This is a genomic window from Paracoccus maritimus, assembly GCF_025195095.1.
Classification (GTDB): domain Bacteria; phylum Pseudomonadota; class Alphaproteobacteria; order Rhodobacterales; family Rhodobacteraceae; genus Paracoccus; species Paracoccus maritimus.
Map to the genome: position 1 here is coordinate 218,362 of NZ_JANAVZ010000004.1, position 17,351 is coordinate 235,712.

At 62.8% G+C, this 17,351-nt stretch carries 17 protein-coding genes and 1 other RNA gene; 14 read left to right on the forward strand and 4 right to left on the reverse strand.

Annotated elements, in window-relative coordinates:
* Positions 1–402 precede the first annotated feature (402 nt).
* The gene (locus MU516_RS08730) at positions 403–2,478 is read left to right on the forward strand and encodes a hypothetical protein (protein WP_260276841.1); all 2,076 of its coding nucleotides are present in this window, start codon (positions 403–405) and stop codon (positions 2,476–2,478) included.
* Between the two features lie 33 nt (positions 2,479–2,511).
* Complete coding sequence (locus MU516_RS08735) at positions 2,512–3,558, forward strand: TAXI family TRAP transporter solute-binding subunit (protein ID WP_260276843.1); 1,047 nt, start codon at positions 2,512–2,514, stop codon at positions 3,556–3,558.
* On the opposite strand, the gene MU516_RS08740 is transcribed toward MU516_RS08735, so the two are convergent.
* Positions 3,559–5,388, reverse strand: a complete 1,830-nt coding sequence (locus tag MU516_RS08740; RefSeq protein ID WP_260276845.1) for an AAA family ATPase — start codon at positions 5,386–5,388, stop codon at positions 3,559–3,561.
* 425 nt (positions 5,389–5,813) lie between these two features.
* On the opposite strand from MU516_RS08740, the gene MU516_RS08745 reads away from it, so the two are divergent.
* The 5 genes from MU516_RS08745 to gndA all read left to right on the forward strand — a co-directional run bounded on the left by MU516_RS08745 (position 5,814) and on the right by gndA (position 9,968).
* Entirely contained in the window at positions 5,814–6,368 is a 555-nt protein-coding gene (locus MU516_RS08745) for a biotin transporter BioY (RefSeq protein WP_260276847.1), read from the forward strand.
* Between the two features lie 78 nt (positions 6,369–6,446).
* Complete coding sequence (locus tag MU516_RS08750; RefSeq protein WP_260276849.1) at positions 6,447–7,127, forward strand: MOSC domain-containing protein; 681 nt, start codon at positions 6,447–6,449, stop codon at positions 7,125–7,127.
* A complete protein-coding gene (pdxY, locus tag MU516_RS08755; protein WP_260276851.1) occupies positions 7,124–7,972 on the forward strand; it encodes a pyridoxal kinase in 849 nt (282 codons plus the stop codon). Before MU516_RS08750 ends, pdxY begins: the two co-directional genes overlap by 4 nt.
* A 71-nt stretch (positions 7,973–8,043) precedes the next feature.
* Entirely contained in the window at positions 8,044–8,505 is a 462-nt protein-coding gene (locus tag MU516_RS08760; protein ID WP_260276853.1) for a PaaI family thioesterase, read from the forward strand.
* Positions 8,506–8,573: 68 nt separating this feature from the next.
* Positions 8,574–9,968 (forward strand): NADP-dependent phosphogluconate dehydrogenase, encoded by a 1,395-nt coding sequence (gene gndA, locus MU516_RS08765; RefSeq protein ID WP_260277017.1) that lies wholly within the window; start codon positions 8,574–8,576, stop codon positions 9,966–9,968.
* Positions 9,969–9,990: 22 nt separating this feature from the next.
* Here the strand turns inward: gndA and MU516_RS08770 are convergent, their stop codons facing one another.
* On the reverse strand, positions 9,991–10,497 hold the full coding sequence (locus MU516_RS08770) for a MarR family winged helix-turn-helix transcriptional regulator (protein WP_209055445.1): 507 nt from the start codon (positions 10,495–10,497) through the stop codon (positions 9,991–9,993).
* A gap of 224 nt (positions 10,498–10,721) precedes the next feature.
* On the opposite strand from MU516_RS08770, the gene ectA reads away from it, so the two are divergent.
* Genes ectA through MU516_RS08790 form a run of 4 tightly spaced genes read left to right on the forward strand, consistent with a single transcriptional unit; the run spans position 10,722 to position 14,453 of the window.
* Positions 10,722–11,270, forward strand: a complete 549-nt coding sequence (gene ectA, locus MU516_RS08775) for a diaminobutyrate acetyltransferase (RefSeq protein WP_425606836.1) — start codon at positions 10,722–10,724, stop codon at positions 11,268–11,270.
* Positions 11,271–11,325: 55 nt separating this feature from the next.
* On the forward strand, positions 11,326–12,612 hold the full coding sequence (ectB, locus tag MU516_RS08780; RefSeq protein ID WP_260276856.1) for a diaminobutyrate--2-oxoglutarate transaminase: 1,287 nt from the start codon (positions 11,326–11,328) through the stop codon (positions 12,610–12,612).
* Between the two features lie 5 nt (positions 12,613–12,617).
* Positions 12,618–13,010, forward strand: coding sequence for an ectoine synthase (locus tag MU516_RS08785; protein ID WP_209055448.1), 393 nt, complete (start codon positions 12,618–12,620; stop codon positions 13,008–13,010).
* Between the two features lie 3 nt (positions 13,011–13,013).
* Complete coding sequence (locus tag MU516_RS08790) at positions 13,014–14,453, forward strand: aspartate kinase (protein ID WP_260276857.1); 1,440 nt, start codon at positions 13,014–13,016, stop codon at positions 14,451–14,453.
* 220 nt (positions 14,454–14,673) lie between these two features.
* On the opposite strand, the gene MU516_RS08795 is transcribed toward MU516_RS08790, so the two are convergent.
* Together MU516_RS08795 and MU516_RS08800 are read right to left on the reverse strand one after the other, a co-directional pair.
* A complete protein-coding gene (locus MU516_RS08795) occupies positions 14,674–15,360 on the reverse strand; it encodes a fumarylacetoacetate hydrolase family protein (RefSeq protein WP_260277018.1) in 687 nt (228 codons plus the stop codon).
* A complete protein-coding gene (locus MU516_RS08800; RefSeq protein WP_260276858.1) occupies positions 15,360–15,773 on the reverse strand; it encodes a VOC family protein in 414 nt (137 codons plus the stop codon). Before MU516_RS08800 ends, MU516_RS08795 begins: the two co-directional genes overlap by 1 nt.
* A 112-nt stretch (positions 15,774–15,885) precedes the next feature.
* Between MU516_RS08800 and MU516_RS08805 the strand changes: the two genes are divergently transcribed.
* From MU516_RS08805 to MU516_RS08815, 3 genes are all read left to right on the forward strand, one after another.
* Positions 15,886–16,341 carry a DsrE family protein gene (locus MU516_RS08805; protein ID WP_260276859.1) on the forward strand — a complete coding sequence of 152 codons (456 nt, stop codon included), beginning with the start codon at positions 15,886–15,888 and terminating at the stop codon, positions 16,339–16,341.
* Positions 16,342–16,344: 3 nt separating this feature from the next.
* Positions 16,345–16,700: a transfer-messenger RNA gene (gene ssrA, locus MU516_RS08810) on the forward strand.
* Between the two features lie 142 nt (positions 16,701–16,842).
* Positions 16,843–17,328, forward strand: a complete 486-nt coding sequence (locus MU516_RS08815) for an SspB family protein (protein WP_260276860.1) — start codon at positions 16,843–16,845, stop codon at positions 17,326–17,328.
* Positions 17,329–17,351: the final 23 nt, after the last annotated feature.

Here is a 17,351-nt window from a genome sequence, read left to right on the forward strand (position 1 = left end):
GGGAACGAAGACAAGAGATTTGTGCGATGGAGTTAAATCGCGCGAAGCGGCGAAAACTATCCAAGAAAGCGCTGAGCAGGCTTAGAAGAAATCACACCGAATCTTGGAATGATAAGGATCAACAAAACATCCTTGAGTTGCATTGAAAGATAAAAAGCAACCCTTAGGAATATTGAAAAACTCCCCCAGAGCGTACCGCAAAGGCTTTTCCTCCAACCGTCCACGCTAACAAAAGGAACGAATCAGGGGCCTTCGCGAAGTGTGATTGTACCATTCGGCGAATTCGATAAGCATTACCGAAGACCGATCCGGATCAATCGCAGTTTATTGTGATTCAATTCGCTGAAAAGTTGACAAGAAGTCCTGAATCAGCATCCTTGATATTACTGCAAGGAGAAATCCGTGGCACGTTTTATCTGGTCAGTTTGTTCAGCAATCGTTTTGCTTGTGGTTGCCATTTCGGCGCCTGCTCCGGCGCGCGCGCAGCAAGACGAGACGCAGCGCGCGCATGCCCTGCGTCAGATCATCGCGACGATGGATGCAGAGGTCGCACAGCTTGAAGCGCGTTCGGAACAAGCACAGACCAAGCTGGACGAACTGAACGCGGATATTCCCGAGGCCGAAACAAGATTGCAGGACTTGCAGTCCGAGATTGACGATCTGACCGCGCGGCGCGGGGAACTGGACGCGCGCATCGGTCAGGCGGACGCGCAGGACGAACAGCAGCAGCAGCTGGACGCCGAAATCGCCAAGAAGCAGGCATCGGTTGAGGCGCTGGCCGAAACCCTGTCTGCCCGACAGGCCGACCTGGACGCCTTGCAGCGCCAGATCGACGACGCCGCAGCGAAGCGCCAGGAATTGCAGTCTGGCATGGCCGAGACCGAGGACATGAAGACGCAGCGCGACAATCTTGCAGCAGAGCTGAACCAGCTGCAGCAAGAAGCCGAGACGCTGCAACAGACGATCGCGACGCGGCGCGAGGAGGCCGAGGCGCTGAACGCCCAGGCGACCAGCGTTCGCGCCGAGATCGAAAAGCTTGGCGCTGAGCGCGAGAGCCTGCAGGCCGACATCGACACCGCACGCAACTCTGCCGAGGCTGAGAAAGCGACGCTCGGCGAACTGACCGCGCAGGCCGAGGCAATGCGGACGCAGATCGCAGAACTGACGACGGAACGTGACGAGGTGACGGCGGCGCAGCAGACGGCCCAAGCCGCATTGCAGGATTTGCAGCAGCAGGCGGACCAGCAGCGCGCCGAGATCGAAAGCCTGACCACGCGCCGGGACGAGCTGCAGGCCGAAATTTCCGAGGGTGGCGAGATCGCCGACCAAAGGCAGCTTGCTGCCAGTCTGGCGGAAACCATCGCCGCACGCCGTCAGGAATTGACCGTTATTGAGGCCGGAACCGCCAAGCTTGCGGACCTTGAACAGTCCATCGCCACGCGGCAAGGCGAGATGGACGAACTGACAGGCCAGGCGCAGCGGCTGCGCGACGAGGTCGCGTCACTTAGCGAACGCCGCGACACGCTGAAATCGCAGACCGAACAGGGCGAGGACGCGGCACAGCAACTGGCCGACGCCGATGCGCTTGCCCAGACCATCGCGGAGCGCCGCGAGGAAATCGCCCGACTTGATGCACAAAGCACCGAGCTTCGCGACGGGATCGCAGAGATGACGACGCGACAACAGGATCTGGAAAGCAGCGTCGCGCAGCAGACCGAGTTGGCCGAGAAGCTGCAGGATCAGCAAGCAAGTTCTGCGCGTCTGGATGAGGAACTGGCCAGCCGCAGCGCGGAACTGGATCAGATGACCCAGCGTGCGCGCGAGCTTGAAGAGCAAGTGGCCCAGATGTCCGAGGAACGTCAGTCATTGCAGTCCGAGACCGAAGCCGCCCAAAGTGCCAGCGCCCAGATTTCCGACAGCATCGAACAACTGAAGGCTGAACAAGCCGAGGGCGAAGACACACTCGCAGATCTTCGCGACGAGATCGAAACGATCACGGAACAACGGCGGGAATTGTCGCAAGAGGTCGAAAGCCTGGCGGAGTTGCAGGCCGAGCGTGAACGTGTCGCGCAGGCTGTCAGCGAACAGCAGTCCGCCCGGGACGCACTGGCATCAGAGGCCGAAACCTTGCGCGCCGAGATCGCGACCTTGCGTGATCAACGCGAGGCCCTGACGGCCGCCCAGCCGGAAGCTGCGGCATCTGCCCCGGTCGCGGCGGCGCAGGCGGCAGAGCCGATACCACCGGAAATCCAGCCCCAACCAGCGGCGGCCCCCGCTCTGTCCCGCCCCCGCGATGCAGCGGATGTTGATGCGGCGCTTGCGGCGGCGCCGGGGCTTCCGCGCGACGCGGCGCAGCTTTCCCGCCTGCGCATTCTGCTGATCGAAGGCGCATGCGCGCCCGACGCGCTGCGCCAAGTGCAGAACCCGATCAACCGGCAGACGCTGCTGGCCCTGATGTCACGCCTGGAGCGTTGCTGAATGGCCCCACGTCGTTTCCAAGGAGAGAGTATCATGCGTTTGTCCAAGATCTTGCGGGGCGCCGCACTTGTCGCAGGCTTCATCGGGGCGGCAGCCCTGCCCGGCCTAGCGCAGGAGCCGCGTATCAACATTATGACCGGCTCGGCGACGGGCACCTATATTCAGTTCGGTCGAGATATGCAGAACCTGATGGCAGGTTGCGGCCAGCAGATGGGCGTGGTCGAATCGGCCGGCTCCCTGGAGAATTTCCTTGCGGTGCGTCAGCGGCGGCACACCCAGTTCGGCATCGTCCAGAATGACGTGCTGGAATACATGCAGACCTTTGCAAGCCAGGATCCTGTCGTTGCACGGGCCATTCAAGGCGTTCGCATCGCCTTTCCCCTGTATGAGGAAGAGGTCCATATCCTTGCCAAGAAGGACATCAACAGCCTTGCGGATCTGGCCGGAAAGCGGGTCGGCGTCGGCGACGAGGACAGCGGGACATTCCTGACATCGTCCCTGATGCTGTCGCTCAGCGGGATAGAGCCTGCGGAACGTCTGCCGCTGGGACCGCAGGAAGGGCTGGATGCGCTGAATGCGGACCGCGTCGATGCCTTCATCTATGTCGCGGGGGCGCCCGCCTCGCTGTATTCCGAAGGCAACATCGACGGCGACCGCTTTCACCTTGTCCCGATCTCGGATGATACGCTGACCAGCGTCTATACGCCCTCGACCCTTCCCGCCAACACCTATCCGTTTCAGACCGAGCCCGTCGATCTGGTCGCGGTGAAGGCGGTTCTGATGACCTACGAATACAACATGCGCGGCAACAGCTATCACCGCGATGCCTGCACCGCTGTCTCGGACCTGTCTTCCCTGATCCTGACGCAACTGGAACAGTTGAAGGCAAATGGCCATCCGAAATGGCGCGATGTCGATCTTGAAGCGATCCCGCCGGGTTGGAGCATTGGCGCCTGCGTCAATCGGGGCATCAGCCCCGATTACGTCGCAAACTGCACTGCACCATCGACGATGAGCGATCCCGAAAGCGACGCGAACGCCGCCTATCGCCGCAGCATCTGTGCCGTCATGGGCTGCTGATCATCGTCCGGGCGCGGGGGCCGCGAACCAGTCGGTCGCGGCCACGTCCTCTCCGTCGACGCCGATGGTGACAAAGCGCCAGCGCGCCGGCACATTTTCCAGCAGAATGGCGGAACGATCGGTGACGATGCGTTGAGTCGGCGCATCACCTTGATCAACGTCTTCATTGGATTCGGTTTCGATCGCAAAGGTCGCGGGGCTTTCGCCCTGGGCCGCCCGCCAGTGCAGCTCCAGCTGTCCCGAGGGAAGGACCGCCTGCAAGACCGGGATGGGCGCCGAAGCAGCAGCCTGCACCACGGGTTGGTCCGACAGACCTTCCAGACGGTCTGTCGCACCCCAGATACCCTCTGCCGTGTCATACCAGCTTCGCGCCCGGTTCGGATCGGCATTCACGCCTTCGCCAATCTCGAAAGCCTGCCCCAGATAATAGGCAGCGCGCGCATTGCCGTGGATCGCCGCACGCTCATACAGCAGCGCCGCATCTTCCGGTTGATCCTGCCCGATGGAAAGGGCTTCTGCCATCAACGCTGCCGGGTCAGGCATGGACGCCATCCGTTCGACCTGTGCAGGCGGCGGAAGTTCCGGGCTCTCGGCGAACTGGGTAAATGCACTGGGCGGCAGGTCGTCCGGTTCCGGCCGCAACTGCGCGGGCTGTGTGTCGATGTCGGAAATGGTCGTCAGGTCCGGATTGCGTTCACGGATCTGCCACCAATACAGCGCCCCGGCAGCGCCGGCGATCGCCAGCACGAAGGCCGCGCGCGAAAGGCCCGGCCAAGGTGATGCCGTTTTTTTCGTCCGGACCGGCTGCGAGGTCAGGACCGGCAGGCTGCGCGCCGCGGTCACCGGCTGGTCCGCACCGGTCGCCGGCGGCATCTCGTGACGCGGCACAGCCGATGTTGGGGGGGCGGTGGTCGGTGACGCGGCCGCACGTACAGGCAGCTCCACGACGGGCTGTCCCGGTTCCACCGAAGGCAGGTCCTGCCTGTCCGCCACGCCCGCGCCGGGCCGCGCTTTCAGGCCACGCTCTCGCAGGCAGGTATCGACAAAATCCGCGTCCAGCCTGTCGCGACTGGCGGCCTGCGCCTGACGCAGGCAATATCGGGCCAATTCGTTCATCTCCTCGGGAACGCCGCCGGCCCAGTGATGTAGCACCCTGACACTGCCGTGTTCAAATGGTGATACACCTGCGTGGCATTCGCAGCCCGCGACGGCAAACCGGTGGTCGATATAGGCCCGCGCCTCGTCCACGCCCAAGGGCGGAAGGTCGAAATATCCCGAGATCAGCCGATACAATCCACGGTGCTGCGGATCTGTCAGCCGGGCACGAAGATGCGGCGCGCCCGCCATCAGCAACGGCATCGTCTCCGCGCCACGCCCGCCCGGATCGCTTAGCCCGCGCAGATCCTCAAGGGCGCTGGGGCCGCACAGATGCGCGTCATCCACGAACAGGATCGCGGGTCGACCCTGACGGTTCTGATCGCCAAGAAATTCCTGCATGCGCAGCAGGACATCCCCCGCGCCGGCCCCGGAAAGTTTCAGGCCGAACGCCGCAGGAACACTGGCAAGCGGATCACGCAAGGCACCCTTGGTTGCATCAATCCAGCCCACGGTGAATTCGTTGCGCAGTTCCGCGGCGACGACCCGCATCGACAGAGTCTTGCCGGTGCCGGTCTCGCCCGTCAGCAGGGTCAGTCGATGGCCGGATTCGGCACCGTGAAACAGGACCCTGACGGCCTGACTGTGCCCGGCCGACGGAAAGAACCATGCCGGGTCGTGCACCGCGCGAAACGCGGGACAGGGCTTGCCCGAGGCTGGTCTGTTTTCGATCATCGGCCCGGCCGGTCAAAAGTAGCTGCGGGCCGCAGACAGACGGCTGGCGGCGCGACGGGCGGAGCTGCGATCACAGAGCGGGAAATCCTCATCGGCGTTACCATGCCACGGTCAACAGACTACACCCATCACGCTATCCGCTTCGTCGATGCCGTTCAAGGAAACACGCCGGAAACCGGACCGAGTCGTTTCGATTCGGACAGTCCATCGTGCAACTGGACCAGAAACCAGTGGGAGATCGCCTGCCTCTGATGCCGAACGAGGCTGCTGGTGCGCGGGACTGCCGCAAGTCGCGGCACCGCGGCGGCACCGGACGAGCGTCAAGGTTGCACCCATCATCGAAGCCGGTCCATAACCTCGGTATCGAGATATATTCGCGAAGGGCAGAGCCGGTTCTGATTCGCGATCCATCCGGAGGGATTTCCATGCAGCTTACAAATCGTCAGACACTTGGCCTCAGCCCGGCTCGCGCCATCGGCATCAGCCTGGTCGCCGCCGCCCTGATCACGCTGAGCGCCAAGACCCAGGTTCCGTTCTGGCCGGTCCCGATGACGCTTCAAACCATGGCGGTCATGGCGATTGCGGCGGCGCTGGGGCCGCGGCTTGGGCTTGCCGCCTATCTGACCTATCTGGGCGCGGGGATTGCGGGCTTGCCGGTCTTCGCCGGATCGCCCGAACGCGGCATCGGGCTGGCATATGCGCTGGGTCCGACCGGCGGCTTCCTGATCGGCATGGCACTGATGGCGTTGGTGACGGGCTGGTTGGCGCAGGGTCGCGCACTGCTCGGCCGCATGGTCGCAATGCTGGCCGGAATCGCGTTGGTCTATGCCTGCGGGCTTGCGTGGCTGTCGGCCTTTGTTCCCGCCGACAAGCTGCTGGCCGCAGGCTTTACGCCGTTCATTCTGGGTGATTTGTTCAAGATCGTGCTGGCCGCTCTGCTGATCGAAGGCGGGCTGCGCCTGCGCGCCCTGCGCCGCTGATCCCGCAATCACGCGATGACAGTCAGGCGCGGGTCCGATCGGCCCGCGCCTTTTCCTTGACCAGCCCCGGAACACATGATGGCACCCCCGACCCTGCTGACCGGCAAGGCCAGCCTGTTGCCCGGAAGCACGCATCTCAGCGGGATCGCGAAGATCCCGGCACCTGCGCCGCTGACACTGACCCCGACGGGATTCGAGGGCGATCAGCAGGCGGACCTTCGCGTGCATGGCGGCCCCGAAAAGGCGCTGCACCACTATCCACGCGATCACTATGCGACATGGAGCGACGAGATCGGCCCCCTGCCCCTGTTGAACGCCGCCGGCGCCTTCGGCGAAAACATCTCGCTGACAGGGATGACCGAGGCCGATGTGGCAGTGGGCGACATCTTCCGGATAGGCACAGCGCTGGTGCAGGTCAGTCAGGGGCGGCAGCCTTGCTGGAAGCTGAACCTGCGTTTCGGGGTTCCCGACATGGCCCGCAGGGTCCAGCGCACAGGACGGACGGGCTGGTATTACCGGGTGCTGCAATCCGGAATCGTTGCACCGGGCGATCGGCTTGAACTGGTTGACCGGCTTGCGCCGGACTGGTCCATCGCGCGACTGTGGCGGGTGATGTATGTCGACCGGATGAACGCGCAGGATCTGGCCGCGATGGCGGATCTGGCTGTTCTGGCCGACGGCTGGCGCCGCCATGCCGCCAGACGGCTTGAACGCGGCCGCGTCGAGGACTGGACTGCAAGGCTTGAGGGACCGCAATGACCGACAACGACCGCCCGCCGCTGGTGATCTCGATTCAAAGTCAGGTGGTGCACGGCCATGTCGGCAACTCGGCCGCGGTGTTTCCGATGCAGGCCGCGGGCCTTGAGGTCGCGGCAATCCCCACGGTGCTGTTCTCGAACACCCCGGACTACGAGACGCTGCGCGGCGCGCCGCTGCCTCCCGATCTGTTCGCGGACCTGCTGCGTGGCGCGGAAGAGCGCGGGTTGCCGGATCGCGCGGCATGGCTGGTCACAGGCTATATCGGATCGGTGGACGTGGCCTTGATGACGGCCGAGTTCGTCGCGCGGTGCAAGACCCGCAATCGCGCGCTGCGCTATCTGTGCGACCCGGTGATGGGCGACCACGCGCCGGGGCTGTACGTTCCACAGGCAATCGCGGAAGTCCTGCGCAAGCGGCTATTGCCGCTGGCCGATCTGGCCACGCCGAATTCCTTCGAACTGGGGTATCTGACAGATCAACCGATCGACACGTTGGACGATCTTCACGCGGCAGCGCGGTCCCTGTCATTGGCCGAAGGAGCCCGGCTGGTCGCCACGGGTTGCGAATTGCGCGATACCGCAGCCGGACAACTGGAAAGCGTGATCCTGGGGCCAGAGGGCTTCAGCCGGCATCCGACGGCGATGTTGCCCGTGTCCCTGCCCGGAACCGGAGATCTGTTCGCGGGGCTGATCGTGGCAGCCCTGGGGCGCGGATACCCGCTGATGCAGGCTGTGGATCAGGCGCAGGAGCTGACCGGGATGGCGATGTCGCATGCCGCCCGCATCGGCGCGCGAGAGGTCGTTCTGTCCGCGCCCGAATTTCGTGGCGCCCTGCTGCGGATGTGACCCCGCGTCACGCTTTGCATCATCCGGGCCGACCGCCACACTTCTCCGAGGAACAGGGAGGACACATCGGCATGACGGACACCGAACTGGACCGGGCGGTCATCCGCAAGATCCGCGACAGCTTCGATCGCCAGGGCCTGATGCGCCATCTTGGCGCGCGGATCGCGGAAATCAGCGCCGGGGTTGTGACCCTGCAACTGCCCTTTCGGAAGGAACTGACCCAGCAGCACGGATTCTTCCATGCGGGCGCCACGTCAGCCATCGCGGATTCGGCCGGCGGGTATGCCGGCTTCACGCTTTTCCCCGAAAACGCCGAGGTTCTGACGACCGAATTCAAGCTGAACCTCATCAACCCGGCACGCGGCGATCTGCTGGAGGCCACGGGGCGCGTCATCAAGGCCGGTCGCACGCTGACAATCTGCCAGCTTGATGTCTGGGGCGTGACGGGCAAGGCCAGAACGCATTGCGCGACAGGCCTTCAGACATTGATCCGGGTGCAGGCGAACCCGCCGGGCGGCGCAGATCGCGGCTGACCCCGTGACAGCGCCCGGCCGGTGGCCTATGGATGGCGCTAACACAATCAAAGCACGAGGCGCAGGATATGGGCGAGGCAAGGATCGGACTGATCGGGCTGGGAACGATGGGCGCGGCGTTGGCGATGAACATCGCAGAGAAGGGCTTTCCCATCGCCGTCTGGAACCGCACGTCCAGCGTCACGCAGGATTTCCATTCTAATGCCGGCGATCTGGCCGACCGGATCGTGCCGACCCGGACGCTGGCCGAGTTGGTGGATGCGATTGCGGCACCGCGCACCATCATCCTGATGGTGCCCGCCGGACAGCCAGTGGATGAACAGCTGGAGGCCCTGTCACCGCTGCTTGGCGCCGATGATCTGGTCATCGACGCGGGCAATGCCGATTTTCATGACACCACGCGCCGCGCGAATTCGGATCTGCCCTTCGGCTTCATGGGCATGGGCGTGTCTGGGGGTGAGGAAGGGGCGCGGCACGGCCCGTCGATCATGGCAGGCGGCACACCGGAACAATGGGATCGCGTCGCACCCGTCCTGACCGCCATCGCCGCCAACGCCGAGGACGGGACAGCCTGCGCCGCGCGGATGGGGGTCGAGGGCGCGGGCCATTTCGTCAAGATGGTGCATAACGGCATCGAATACGCCGACATGCAGATGATCGCCGAAATCTATGGGCTGATGCGTGACGGCATGACGATGGATGCGGCCGCGATCTCGAAGGTTTTTGACGGCTGGAATGACGGCCCGCTGCAATCCTATCTGATCGAGATTTCGGCCAAGGTCACGGCTGCGAAGGATCCCCATGGCGACATGCCGATGGTGGACATGATCCTGGATCGTGCGGGGCAGAAAGGCACCGGGCGCTGGACCGCCATCGAGGCGCAGCACCTGGCGGCGCCGATCCCGGTGATTGAGGCCGCGGTGATGGCACGCAACGTTTCGGCCCGGTTGGAGGATCGGCGGGCGGGCGAAGACCGGTTCGGTGCCGCGCCCGAACTGTGCGAATTCGACCCCGCCACGATGGAACAGGCTCTGATCGCCGGCAAAATCCTGTGCTATGCGCAGGGATTTTCCATGATCGCCGCAGCTTCCGACAAGTTCGACTGGTCGCTGCCGCTGCCGGAAATCGCGCGGATCTGGCGGGCGGGATGCATCATCCGGTCGGCGATGCTGAACGACATGGCTGACGCGCTGGCCGATCATCCCGACCGAAATCTGGTGATGGCGCCGCATTTCGCCGAACTGGTCGAGGCCGCGCTGCCGGCGCTGCGGCAGGTCGTGTCGCAAGGACTGGGCGCGGGCCATGCCCTGCCCGCCCTGGCAAACGGCCTGATGTGGTTCGACATGATGCGCACCGCACGCGGCACGGCCAACATGATCCAGGCACAGCGCGACTTCTTCGGTGCCCACGGTTTCGAACGAACGGACGGAAACCCGGACAAGCACGGCCCCTGGGGCGCGTGACGGACGGACCGCTTGCCCCCGGTCAGGCCCGGGGGCGGCCCATTCGGATATCGCCGGTCGCCAGCACCGGCGCCGCGTCGATGCCTTCGGCGTTCAGCATCGCCGCGACACGTTCCAGGCTGGCGATCATCATGGCCTGTTCCCAATCGGCCATCGCCCCGAAGCCTTGGACGAACTGCTGCTGCAGCGCATTCGGCGCAGTCCGCAACGCCTCGGCACCCTCGGGCGTGATCACCACATCTGTCTGCCTGCGGTCGGATGCGGACCGATGCCGCGCGACATAACCGCGCCTGACGAGTTGATCGACCAGCGCGGTGACGGTCGCCTGGCTGACCCCCATCTGATGTGCCAGCGCCGTGGGCGTCGCACCGTCGCGATCACGCAGGGCCAACAGTTGGAGGACACGCAGCTTCGCCGGCGTCAGCCCGACCGACTGCGCCAGATCGCGTTCATACAGCTCGGTCGCGCGCAGGATGCGCCGTAGTGCTATCAGCGCGTCGTCAATACGATCAGGATCGGTCTTGCTCATGCCGGAATGATGCCCATGACGCGAATTTAGTTCAATCCACAAAGCAAACCGGGGCAAATAATTTGCTTGACTAAGCGATTTTTCGGAACCTTCGGCACCAAACCGCCGCAAAACCCTTTTGTTCATAGCTATTTAGCTGATTTAGACCATTATTTCACGATTCGGTTGCAACCTGAGGGCGGCTTTACTAGTTAGTTAGCCGAAGCAATTGAGGATCAGATCGCATGCCCAAGGACATGGCTGACATTGAAACGCTGCGCCCCCGGACGCTGACACTTCGCAAACCAACCAGCGAGGACGGCTCTGCAATCTGGGATCTTGTTCGTTCTTGCAAGCCGCTGGACGAGAATTCCATGTACTGCAATATCGTTCAGGCCGAGCATTTCAGCGACACCTGTGTCGTCGCCGAAATGGAAGGCGACATCGTCGGCTGGATCTCGGGGCATATGATCCCGAACGAGGACGCGTTGTTCGTATGGCAGGTGGCCGTCAGCCCCAAGGCCCGTGGTCTTGGTCTGGGCCGCAGGATGCTGGAACATCTGATCGGCCGAGAGGCCTGTGCCGAAGCCAACCAGCTGAACACGACGATCACCAAGGATAATGAGGCATCGTGGGCGCTGTTCCGCAGCTTTGCCAAGCACGTTGGCGGCGAACTGTCCGATGAGGCGCACTACAAGCGCGAAGAGCATTTCGACGGTAAGCACGCCACCGAACACATGGTGACGATCACGCTGCCCGAAGAGGATGATGCCGACAGCGCGGACGCCGCCTGATCGATCCTCGAACCACTGAAATTCTAGAACGCACCACGGTGCGAAAGGAAAACCTATGCCCAAGGACATGGTTGACATGACCGACATTTTCACTCGACGCGAAAGCGAAGCGCGGTCTTATTGCCGCGGCATTCCCGCCGTCTTCACGAAGGCGAGCGGATCGGTTCTGACCGGCAATGACGGCACCGAGTATATCGACTTTCTGGCCGGTTGTTCCTCGCTCAACTACGGCCACAACGACCCCGACATGAAGTCGGCACTGGTCGAGCACATCACCAGCGACGGCATTGCCCACGGGTTGGACCTTCACACGACCACCAAGGCCGACTTCCTGACTGCATTCGACCGTCATATCCTGACCCCGCGCAACATGGACCACCGGGTCATGTTCATGGGGCCGACCGGTGCGAACGCGGTCGAGGCCGCGATGAAGATCGCCCGGAAGAAGACCGGGCGCACAAATATCGTCGCCTTCACCAACGGCTTCCACGGCGTCACCATGGGTGCGCTGGCGGCGACCGGCAACGGATATCACCGCGGCGGTGCCGGCATGGATACGCAAGGTGTCACCCGCATGCCCTATGATGGCTTTGCCGACGGGGTGGACGGCGCTGAATTGCTGGACCTGATGCTGTCGGACGCCTCGGGCGGGATCGACGCACCGGCAGCGATCATGCTGGAAACCATCCAGGGCGAAGGCGGGCTGAACGCCGCGTCCGGCGACTTCGTGCGCAAGATTGCCGACATCGCCACGAAACACGGCGCCCTGCTGATCATCGACGACATTCAGGCCGGTTGCGGACGCTCTGGCACGTTCTTTTCCTTCGAGGACATGGGCGTAACGCCAGACATCGTCACCATGGCGAAATCCATCTCGGGCTTTGGCCTGCCCCTGGCTCTGCTGCTGGTGCGTCCGGAACATGACGTGTTTGGTCCGGCGGAACACAACGGCACCTTCCGTGGCAACACCCATGCCTTCGTGACCGCCCGCGTTGCGATCGAGAAGTTCTGGGCCGATGACGCGTTCCAGAAGGAACTGGCCGACAAGGCCCAGCTGATCGAACGTCGCCTGACCGAGCTGGCGGATCTGATCCCCGGCGCCTATCTGAAAGGCCGCGGCCTGATGCGGGGCGTCGATGTCGGGTCCGGCGAGTTGGCCGAAAAGATCTGCGGCCGCGCCTATGACAAGGGTCTGATCATCGAAACCTCGGGCAGCGAGGACGAGGTGGTCAAGGTCCTGGCACCACTGACAACACCGGTCGAGACCTTCGAGAAGGGCTTCGACATCCTGATGGATGCGGCCCGTGAAGTTCTTGCCACCACCAACATCGCTGCGGAGTAACAGACATGATCGTTCGTGATTTCAACAAACTGAAAGACACCGACCGGTCGGTGTCGGATGCAAAATGGAATTCGGTGCGGATGCTGCTGGCCGATGATGGAATGGGCTTTTCGTTCCACATCACCACGCTGCAGGCCGGGTCGGAACATACCTTCCACTACAAGCATCACTTCGAAAGCGTCTATTGCATGTCCGGACGCGGCTCGATCACCGATCTCGCCACCGGCCAGACCCACGAGATCAAGCCGGGCGTGATGTATGCACTGAACCTGAATGACAAGCACACGCTGCGGGCCGAAGAAGAACTGGTCATGGCTTGCTGCTTCAACCCGCCCGTGACCGGGAACGAAGTCCACCGCGAAGACGGCTCTTACGCCCCGGTGGAAGAAACGGCGTAAGACATGGCAGACACCCAGAAACATCATACGGTCGAGAAGATCGGCGGCACGACGATGTCGCGGGTGGACGAACTGCGTGACACACTGCTGATCGGCGATCGTTCGGGCAGCGACCTGTATAATCGGATCTTCGTCGTCTCGGCGTTCGGTGGCATCACCAATTTGCTGCTGGAACACAAGAAATCCGGAGAAGCAGGCGTTTACGCCGCCTTCGCGAATTCGGACGGCGACCATTCCTGGCATCAGGCGCTGGACCGTGTCGAGGCCGAGATGATCGCGGCGCACAAGGCGGTGCTGGATCATCCGGGCGACATTGAACGCGCCGACGCGTTTGTCCGCGACCGCCTGCTTGGCGCACGCAACTGTCTGATCGACCTTCAGCGCCTGTGTTCCTATGGCCATTTCCGTCTGTCAGAGCACATGCTGCAAACGCGTGAACTGCTATCCGGGTTGGGCGAGGCGCATTCTGCCTTTGTCACATCGCTGATGCTTCAGCGCGCAAGTGTGAATGCCCGTTTCATCGATCTGTCGGGATGGCGGGACGAGGGCAACGTAACCCTGGACCAGCGGATCGAAGGCGCGATGTCGGGCGTCGATCCCGCGACCGAGATGCCTATCGTCACCGGATACGCGCAATGTGCCGAAGGTCTGATGCGTGAATTCGACCGCGGCTATTCCGAGGTGACGTTCTCGCGTCTGGCCGCACTGACCGGCGCGCGCGAGGCGATCATCCACAAGGAATTCCACCTCAGCTCGGCGGATCCGAACCTTGTCGGTCAGGATGCGGTGCGCAAGCTGGGTCGCACGAACTATGACGTGGCCGACCAGTTGTCGAATCTGGGGATGGAGGCGATCCACCCGAAAGCCGCCAAGACCCTGCGTCAATCGGGCGTCCCGCTGCGCGTCACCAATGCTTTCGAACCTCACGATCCAGGCACGTTGATCGACGACCAGCCGGCCGAGAGCCCGGCCGTCGAAATCGTCACCGGGCTGGACCTGTTCGCGCTGGAAGTGTTCGAACAGGACATGGTGGGCGTGAAAGGCTACGACGCGACGATCATCGACATCCTGACGCGTCACGATGTGCGCATCGTATCGAAGGTGTCGAACGCCAATACGATCACGCATTACGTCGACAGCAGCCTGAAAGTGCTTCGCCGGGTCGAGAAGGATCTGCAGGCGAAATACCCGTCTGCCGTCATCACCTCGCGCTCGATCGCGATGGTGGCCGCTGTTGGGCGCGATTTGGACACGCTGGCCGTTCTCAGCCGTGGCCTCAACGCTCTGGCCGAAAACGGGCTGGAGGCGATCGGCGCCACGCAGGGCCCTCGCCCGGTCGATGTCCAGTTCATCGTCGAACGCGAGATCATGAAGCCGGCGATCAAGGCGCTGCACCGCGCACTAGTCGAATCCGACGCCCGGACGGTGCAAGAAGCCGCCTGATCGCAATATACGCAAGAAGTGGAAAGGGCCCCGGCGACGGGGCCTTTTTCATGCGACCAGATCTGGGGATCACTTGGTCCACAGCGTCAAGCACGCGGGTTTTGCTGGTTGGGGCGGCAAGCCGCAGAGGATACCCCAACGACCACACGGCTTTGCATGCCGCATCGTGGATGTTACGAACTCGGTGGCTCGTGATACCCTCTGGTCGTCGGTCGCAGCCCTAGACGATGCGCGTCTCCAGCGGGGTCAGCCCGTCGATCTCGACCCGCACGACTTGCCCTCGTTCCACCGCACCGACGCCTGCCGGGGTGCCGGTATAGATCAGATCACCCGGTGCCAGCGCGACCAGTGATGACAGATGCCCGATCACCTCGGGCACCGACCAGATCATCTGCGCCAGATCGCCATCCTGGCGGATGATCCCATCTACTGTCAGCCGGATTGCGCCACTGTCGCGCGGACCTGTGCCGGACACCGGATGAATAACGCCGCAGCCCGCCGACTGATCGAACCCCTTCGCCATGTCCCACGGCCGGCCGGCTTTCTTCGCCTGCGCCTGCAGGTCGCGTCGGGTGAAGTCGTTGCCGGCGGCATAGCCCCAGACATGGTCCTGCGCGTCAGCCGGCGCGATGTCGCGACCGCCGTGGCCAATCGCCACGACCAGTTCCGCCTCGAAATGCAGATCGGCGGTCTGCGGTGGATAGCGCAGATCGCCGTTATCCGTCAGCAGCGCATCGGCGGGCTTGGTAAAGAAGAACGGCGGCTCGCGGTCGGGGTCATGGCCCATCTCGCGCGCATGTTCGGCATAGTTGCGGCCCACACAAAAGATCCGCCGCACCGGAAAACGCGCAGCCTGCCCCGCGACCGGCACCGACGGCAGCGGAGCTGGGGCGAAGACATAGTCCATCATGATGCGAACAGCCCGTCGAAGTTGCGAAAACCCTTGATCTCGATCGGGTTTCCGGAAGGATCGAAGAAGAACATTGTCCTCTGTTCACCCGGCTGATCCTGGAACCGGATCACGGGCGGAATGTCGAAGGCGACCCCCTTTGCCGCCAGCCGGTCGGCCAGGGCCATCCAATCTGGCAGCGGCAGGACCACGCCCATATGCGGCATCATCACCATGTGGTCGCCAACCTTGCCAGTGCGGCTTGTGCCGAACGGCTGGCCCAGATGCAGAGAAAGCTGGTGTCCGAAGAAATCAAAATCGATCCAGCTATCGGTCGAGCGTCCCTCGGCGCAGCCCAGAACCTCGCCGTAGAACCGACGCGCCGCCTCCAGGTCGGTGACATGAATTGCCAGATGAAACAGTGATCGCATGGTGTCCTCCTGTGCATCAGCTAGCCGATCGATTCGCCCTGCGCCATGGAAAAGCTTGCATCATACCCCTTCGACATGCCGATAATGGAATGCGAACAGGAGGAGACGCGCAATGAAACTGATCGGAACACTCATCGTGGCGGCTGCCGCGATCTGGGCGCTGGCGAGCGGCCCGGTCGTCGCACAGGACGGCTATGCACCCCAGAAGGTCGTCTATCACATCAATGAAACCGGCGGCGATGACGGAAGCGGCTACAAGGGGGCGCTTGGCAATATCCGCAATCACATCAAGGCCGTCGGAAAGGATAATCTGGACCTGCGCGTCGTCATGCATGGGGATGGGCTCGACCTGCTGGCGAAGGCCAAGGACAACCAGCAACTGCAGGGCCTGATCTCGGGCCTGAAGAATGATGGCGTACGTTTTCTTGTCTGCAACAACACCTTGGAAGGTCGCGACATCGACGCAGAGACAGATCTGTTCGATGTCTGGCCGGAAGACATCGTGCCGTCCGGGGTGGCGGAACTGGGCAAGCTGCAAATGGAAGGTTTCGCCTATATCAAACCCTGACACCGCCTTGCGGCGCACCGGGTCCGCCCCTATATTGGGACTGTTCGGCGCAAGCCGGACTATGGACATAAACGCGCTCGTAATAAGCGGATCGGACCCGGGGGCGGTACCCGGCGGCTCCACCAAAAATCACCTCGTTGGGGGATCATGGGGCCGAAACAGGATCGACGAACGTCTAAAGGGGTTTGCTTTGTCCCGGTGAGCTACCACCGTTATCGGTGCGAAATGTACAGTTGCCAACGACAACCGTGCTCCGGTCGCTCTGGCTGCGTAAGCAGCTCGAGTAACCGAAACCTAACTCCTTGCGCCTAGCAGCGTAAGGCGGGGCCCGCAGGAGCCTTGCAACAGAATCCTGCACCTTCACCCCTTTTATCGATTGGCTTGCAGCCGCCGCGGCAGATCGCGGCCGGTCGGCACATTTTGCCCGGCAGGCGCGAACACGCCCCCTTTTCATCGCCCGTCAGATCCCTATGCTTGGCCCCAATCAGCAGAGGTGACGGCATGGCGCGGTCAGGGATCGACTACGGTGGAATGATGCATCGCGCGATGCAGGGACTGATCGCGCGCGTGCTGGAAGGCGTGGCCCGGGACGGGCTGCCTGGTGATCATCATTTCTTCATCACCTTCGATACCCGTGAAGATGGCGTCGAGATGGCCGACTGGCTGCGCGAACGCTATCCCGAAGAAATGACCATCGTCATCCAAAGCTGGTTCGAAAATCTGATCATCGACGATGAGGGTTTCGGCATCACGCTGAATTTCGGAAACTCGCCCGAACCCTTGCGGATCCCGTTCGACGCGCTGCGGACCTTTGTCGATCCTTCGGTCGAATTCGGCCTGCGTTTCGAAACGCAGGACAGCGATGACGACGAAGAGCACGAGGACGCCGAATACCAGCTTGACGACGATCAGGGCAGCGACGACAGCCCCGACGACATTCCCCCCGGCGGTGGCGAGGTCGTTCAGTTGGATCGCTGGCGCAAGTAGGCGTCATACGTCTGTAACCCGTT

Excerpts from the sequence above, each read along its gene's own strand:
- ectB (WP_260276856.1), top strand. The coding sequence starts at position 11,326 with ATGCCCAAGGACATGGTTGACATGACCGACATTTTCACTCGACGCGAA.
- MU516_RS08760 (WP_260276853.1), top strand. The coding sequence starts at position 8,044 with ATGACGGACACCGAACTGGACCGGGCGGTCATCCGCAAGATCCGCGAC.
- MU516_RS08750 (WP_260276849.1), top strand. The coding sequence starts at position 6,447 with ATGGCACCCCCGACCCTGCTGACCGGCAAGGCCAGCCTGTTGCCCGGA.
- MU516_RS08815 (WP_260276860.1), top strand. The coding sequence starts at position 16,843 with ATGGCGCGGTCAGGGATCGACTACGGTGGAATGATGCATCGCGCGATG.
- ectA (WP_425606836.1), top strand. The coding sequence starts at position 10,722 with ATGCCCAAGGACATGGCTGACATTGAAACGCTGCGCCCCCGGACGCTG.
- MU516_RS08800 (WP_260276858.1), bottom strand. The coding sequence starts at position 15,773 with ATGCGATCACTGTTTCATCTGGCAATTCATGTCACCGACCTGGAGGCG.
- MU516_RS08770 (WP_209055445.1), bottom strand. The coding sequence starts at position 10,497 with ATGAGCAAGACCGATCCTGATCGTATTGACGACGCGCTGATAGCACTA.
- MU516_RS08740 (WP_260276845.1), bottom strand. The coding sequence starts at position 5,388 with ATGATCGAAAACAGACCAGCCTCGGGCAAGCCCTGTCCCGCGTTTCGC.
- MU516_RS08795 (WP_260277018.1), bottom strand. The coding sequence starts at position 15,360 with ATGGACTATGTCTTCGCCCCAGCTCCGCTGCCGTCGGTGCCGGTCGCG.
- MU516_RS08745 (WP_260276847.1), top strand. The coding sequence starts at position 5,814 with ATGCAGCTTACAAATCGTCAGACACTTGGCCTCAGCCCGGCTCGCGCC.
- MU516_RS08790 (WP_260276857.1), top strand. The coding sequence starts at position 13,014 with ATGGCAGACACCCAGAAACATCATACGGTCGAGAAGATCGGCGGCACG.
- pdxY (WP_260276851.1), top strand. The coding sequence starts at position 7,124 with ATGACCGACAACGACCGCCCGCCGCTGGTGATCTCGATTCAAAGTCAG.
- gndA (WP_260277017.1), top strand. The coding sequence starts at position 8,574 with ATGGGCGAGGCAAGGATCGGACTGATCGGGCTGGGAACGATGGGCGCG.
- MU516_RS08805 (WP_260276859.1), top strand. The coding sequence starts at position 15,886 with ATGAAACTGATCGGAACACTCATCGTGGCGGCTGCCGCGATCTGGGCG.
- MU516_RS08785 (WP_209055448.1), top strand. The coding sequence starts at position 12,618 with ATGATCGTTCGTGATTTCAACAAACTGAAAGACACCGACCGGTCGGTG.
- MU516_RS08735 (WP_260276843.1), top strand. The coding sequence starts at position 2,512 with ATGCGTTTGTCCAAGATCTTGCGGGGCGCCGCACTTGTCGCAGGCTTC.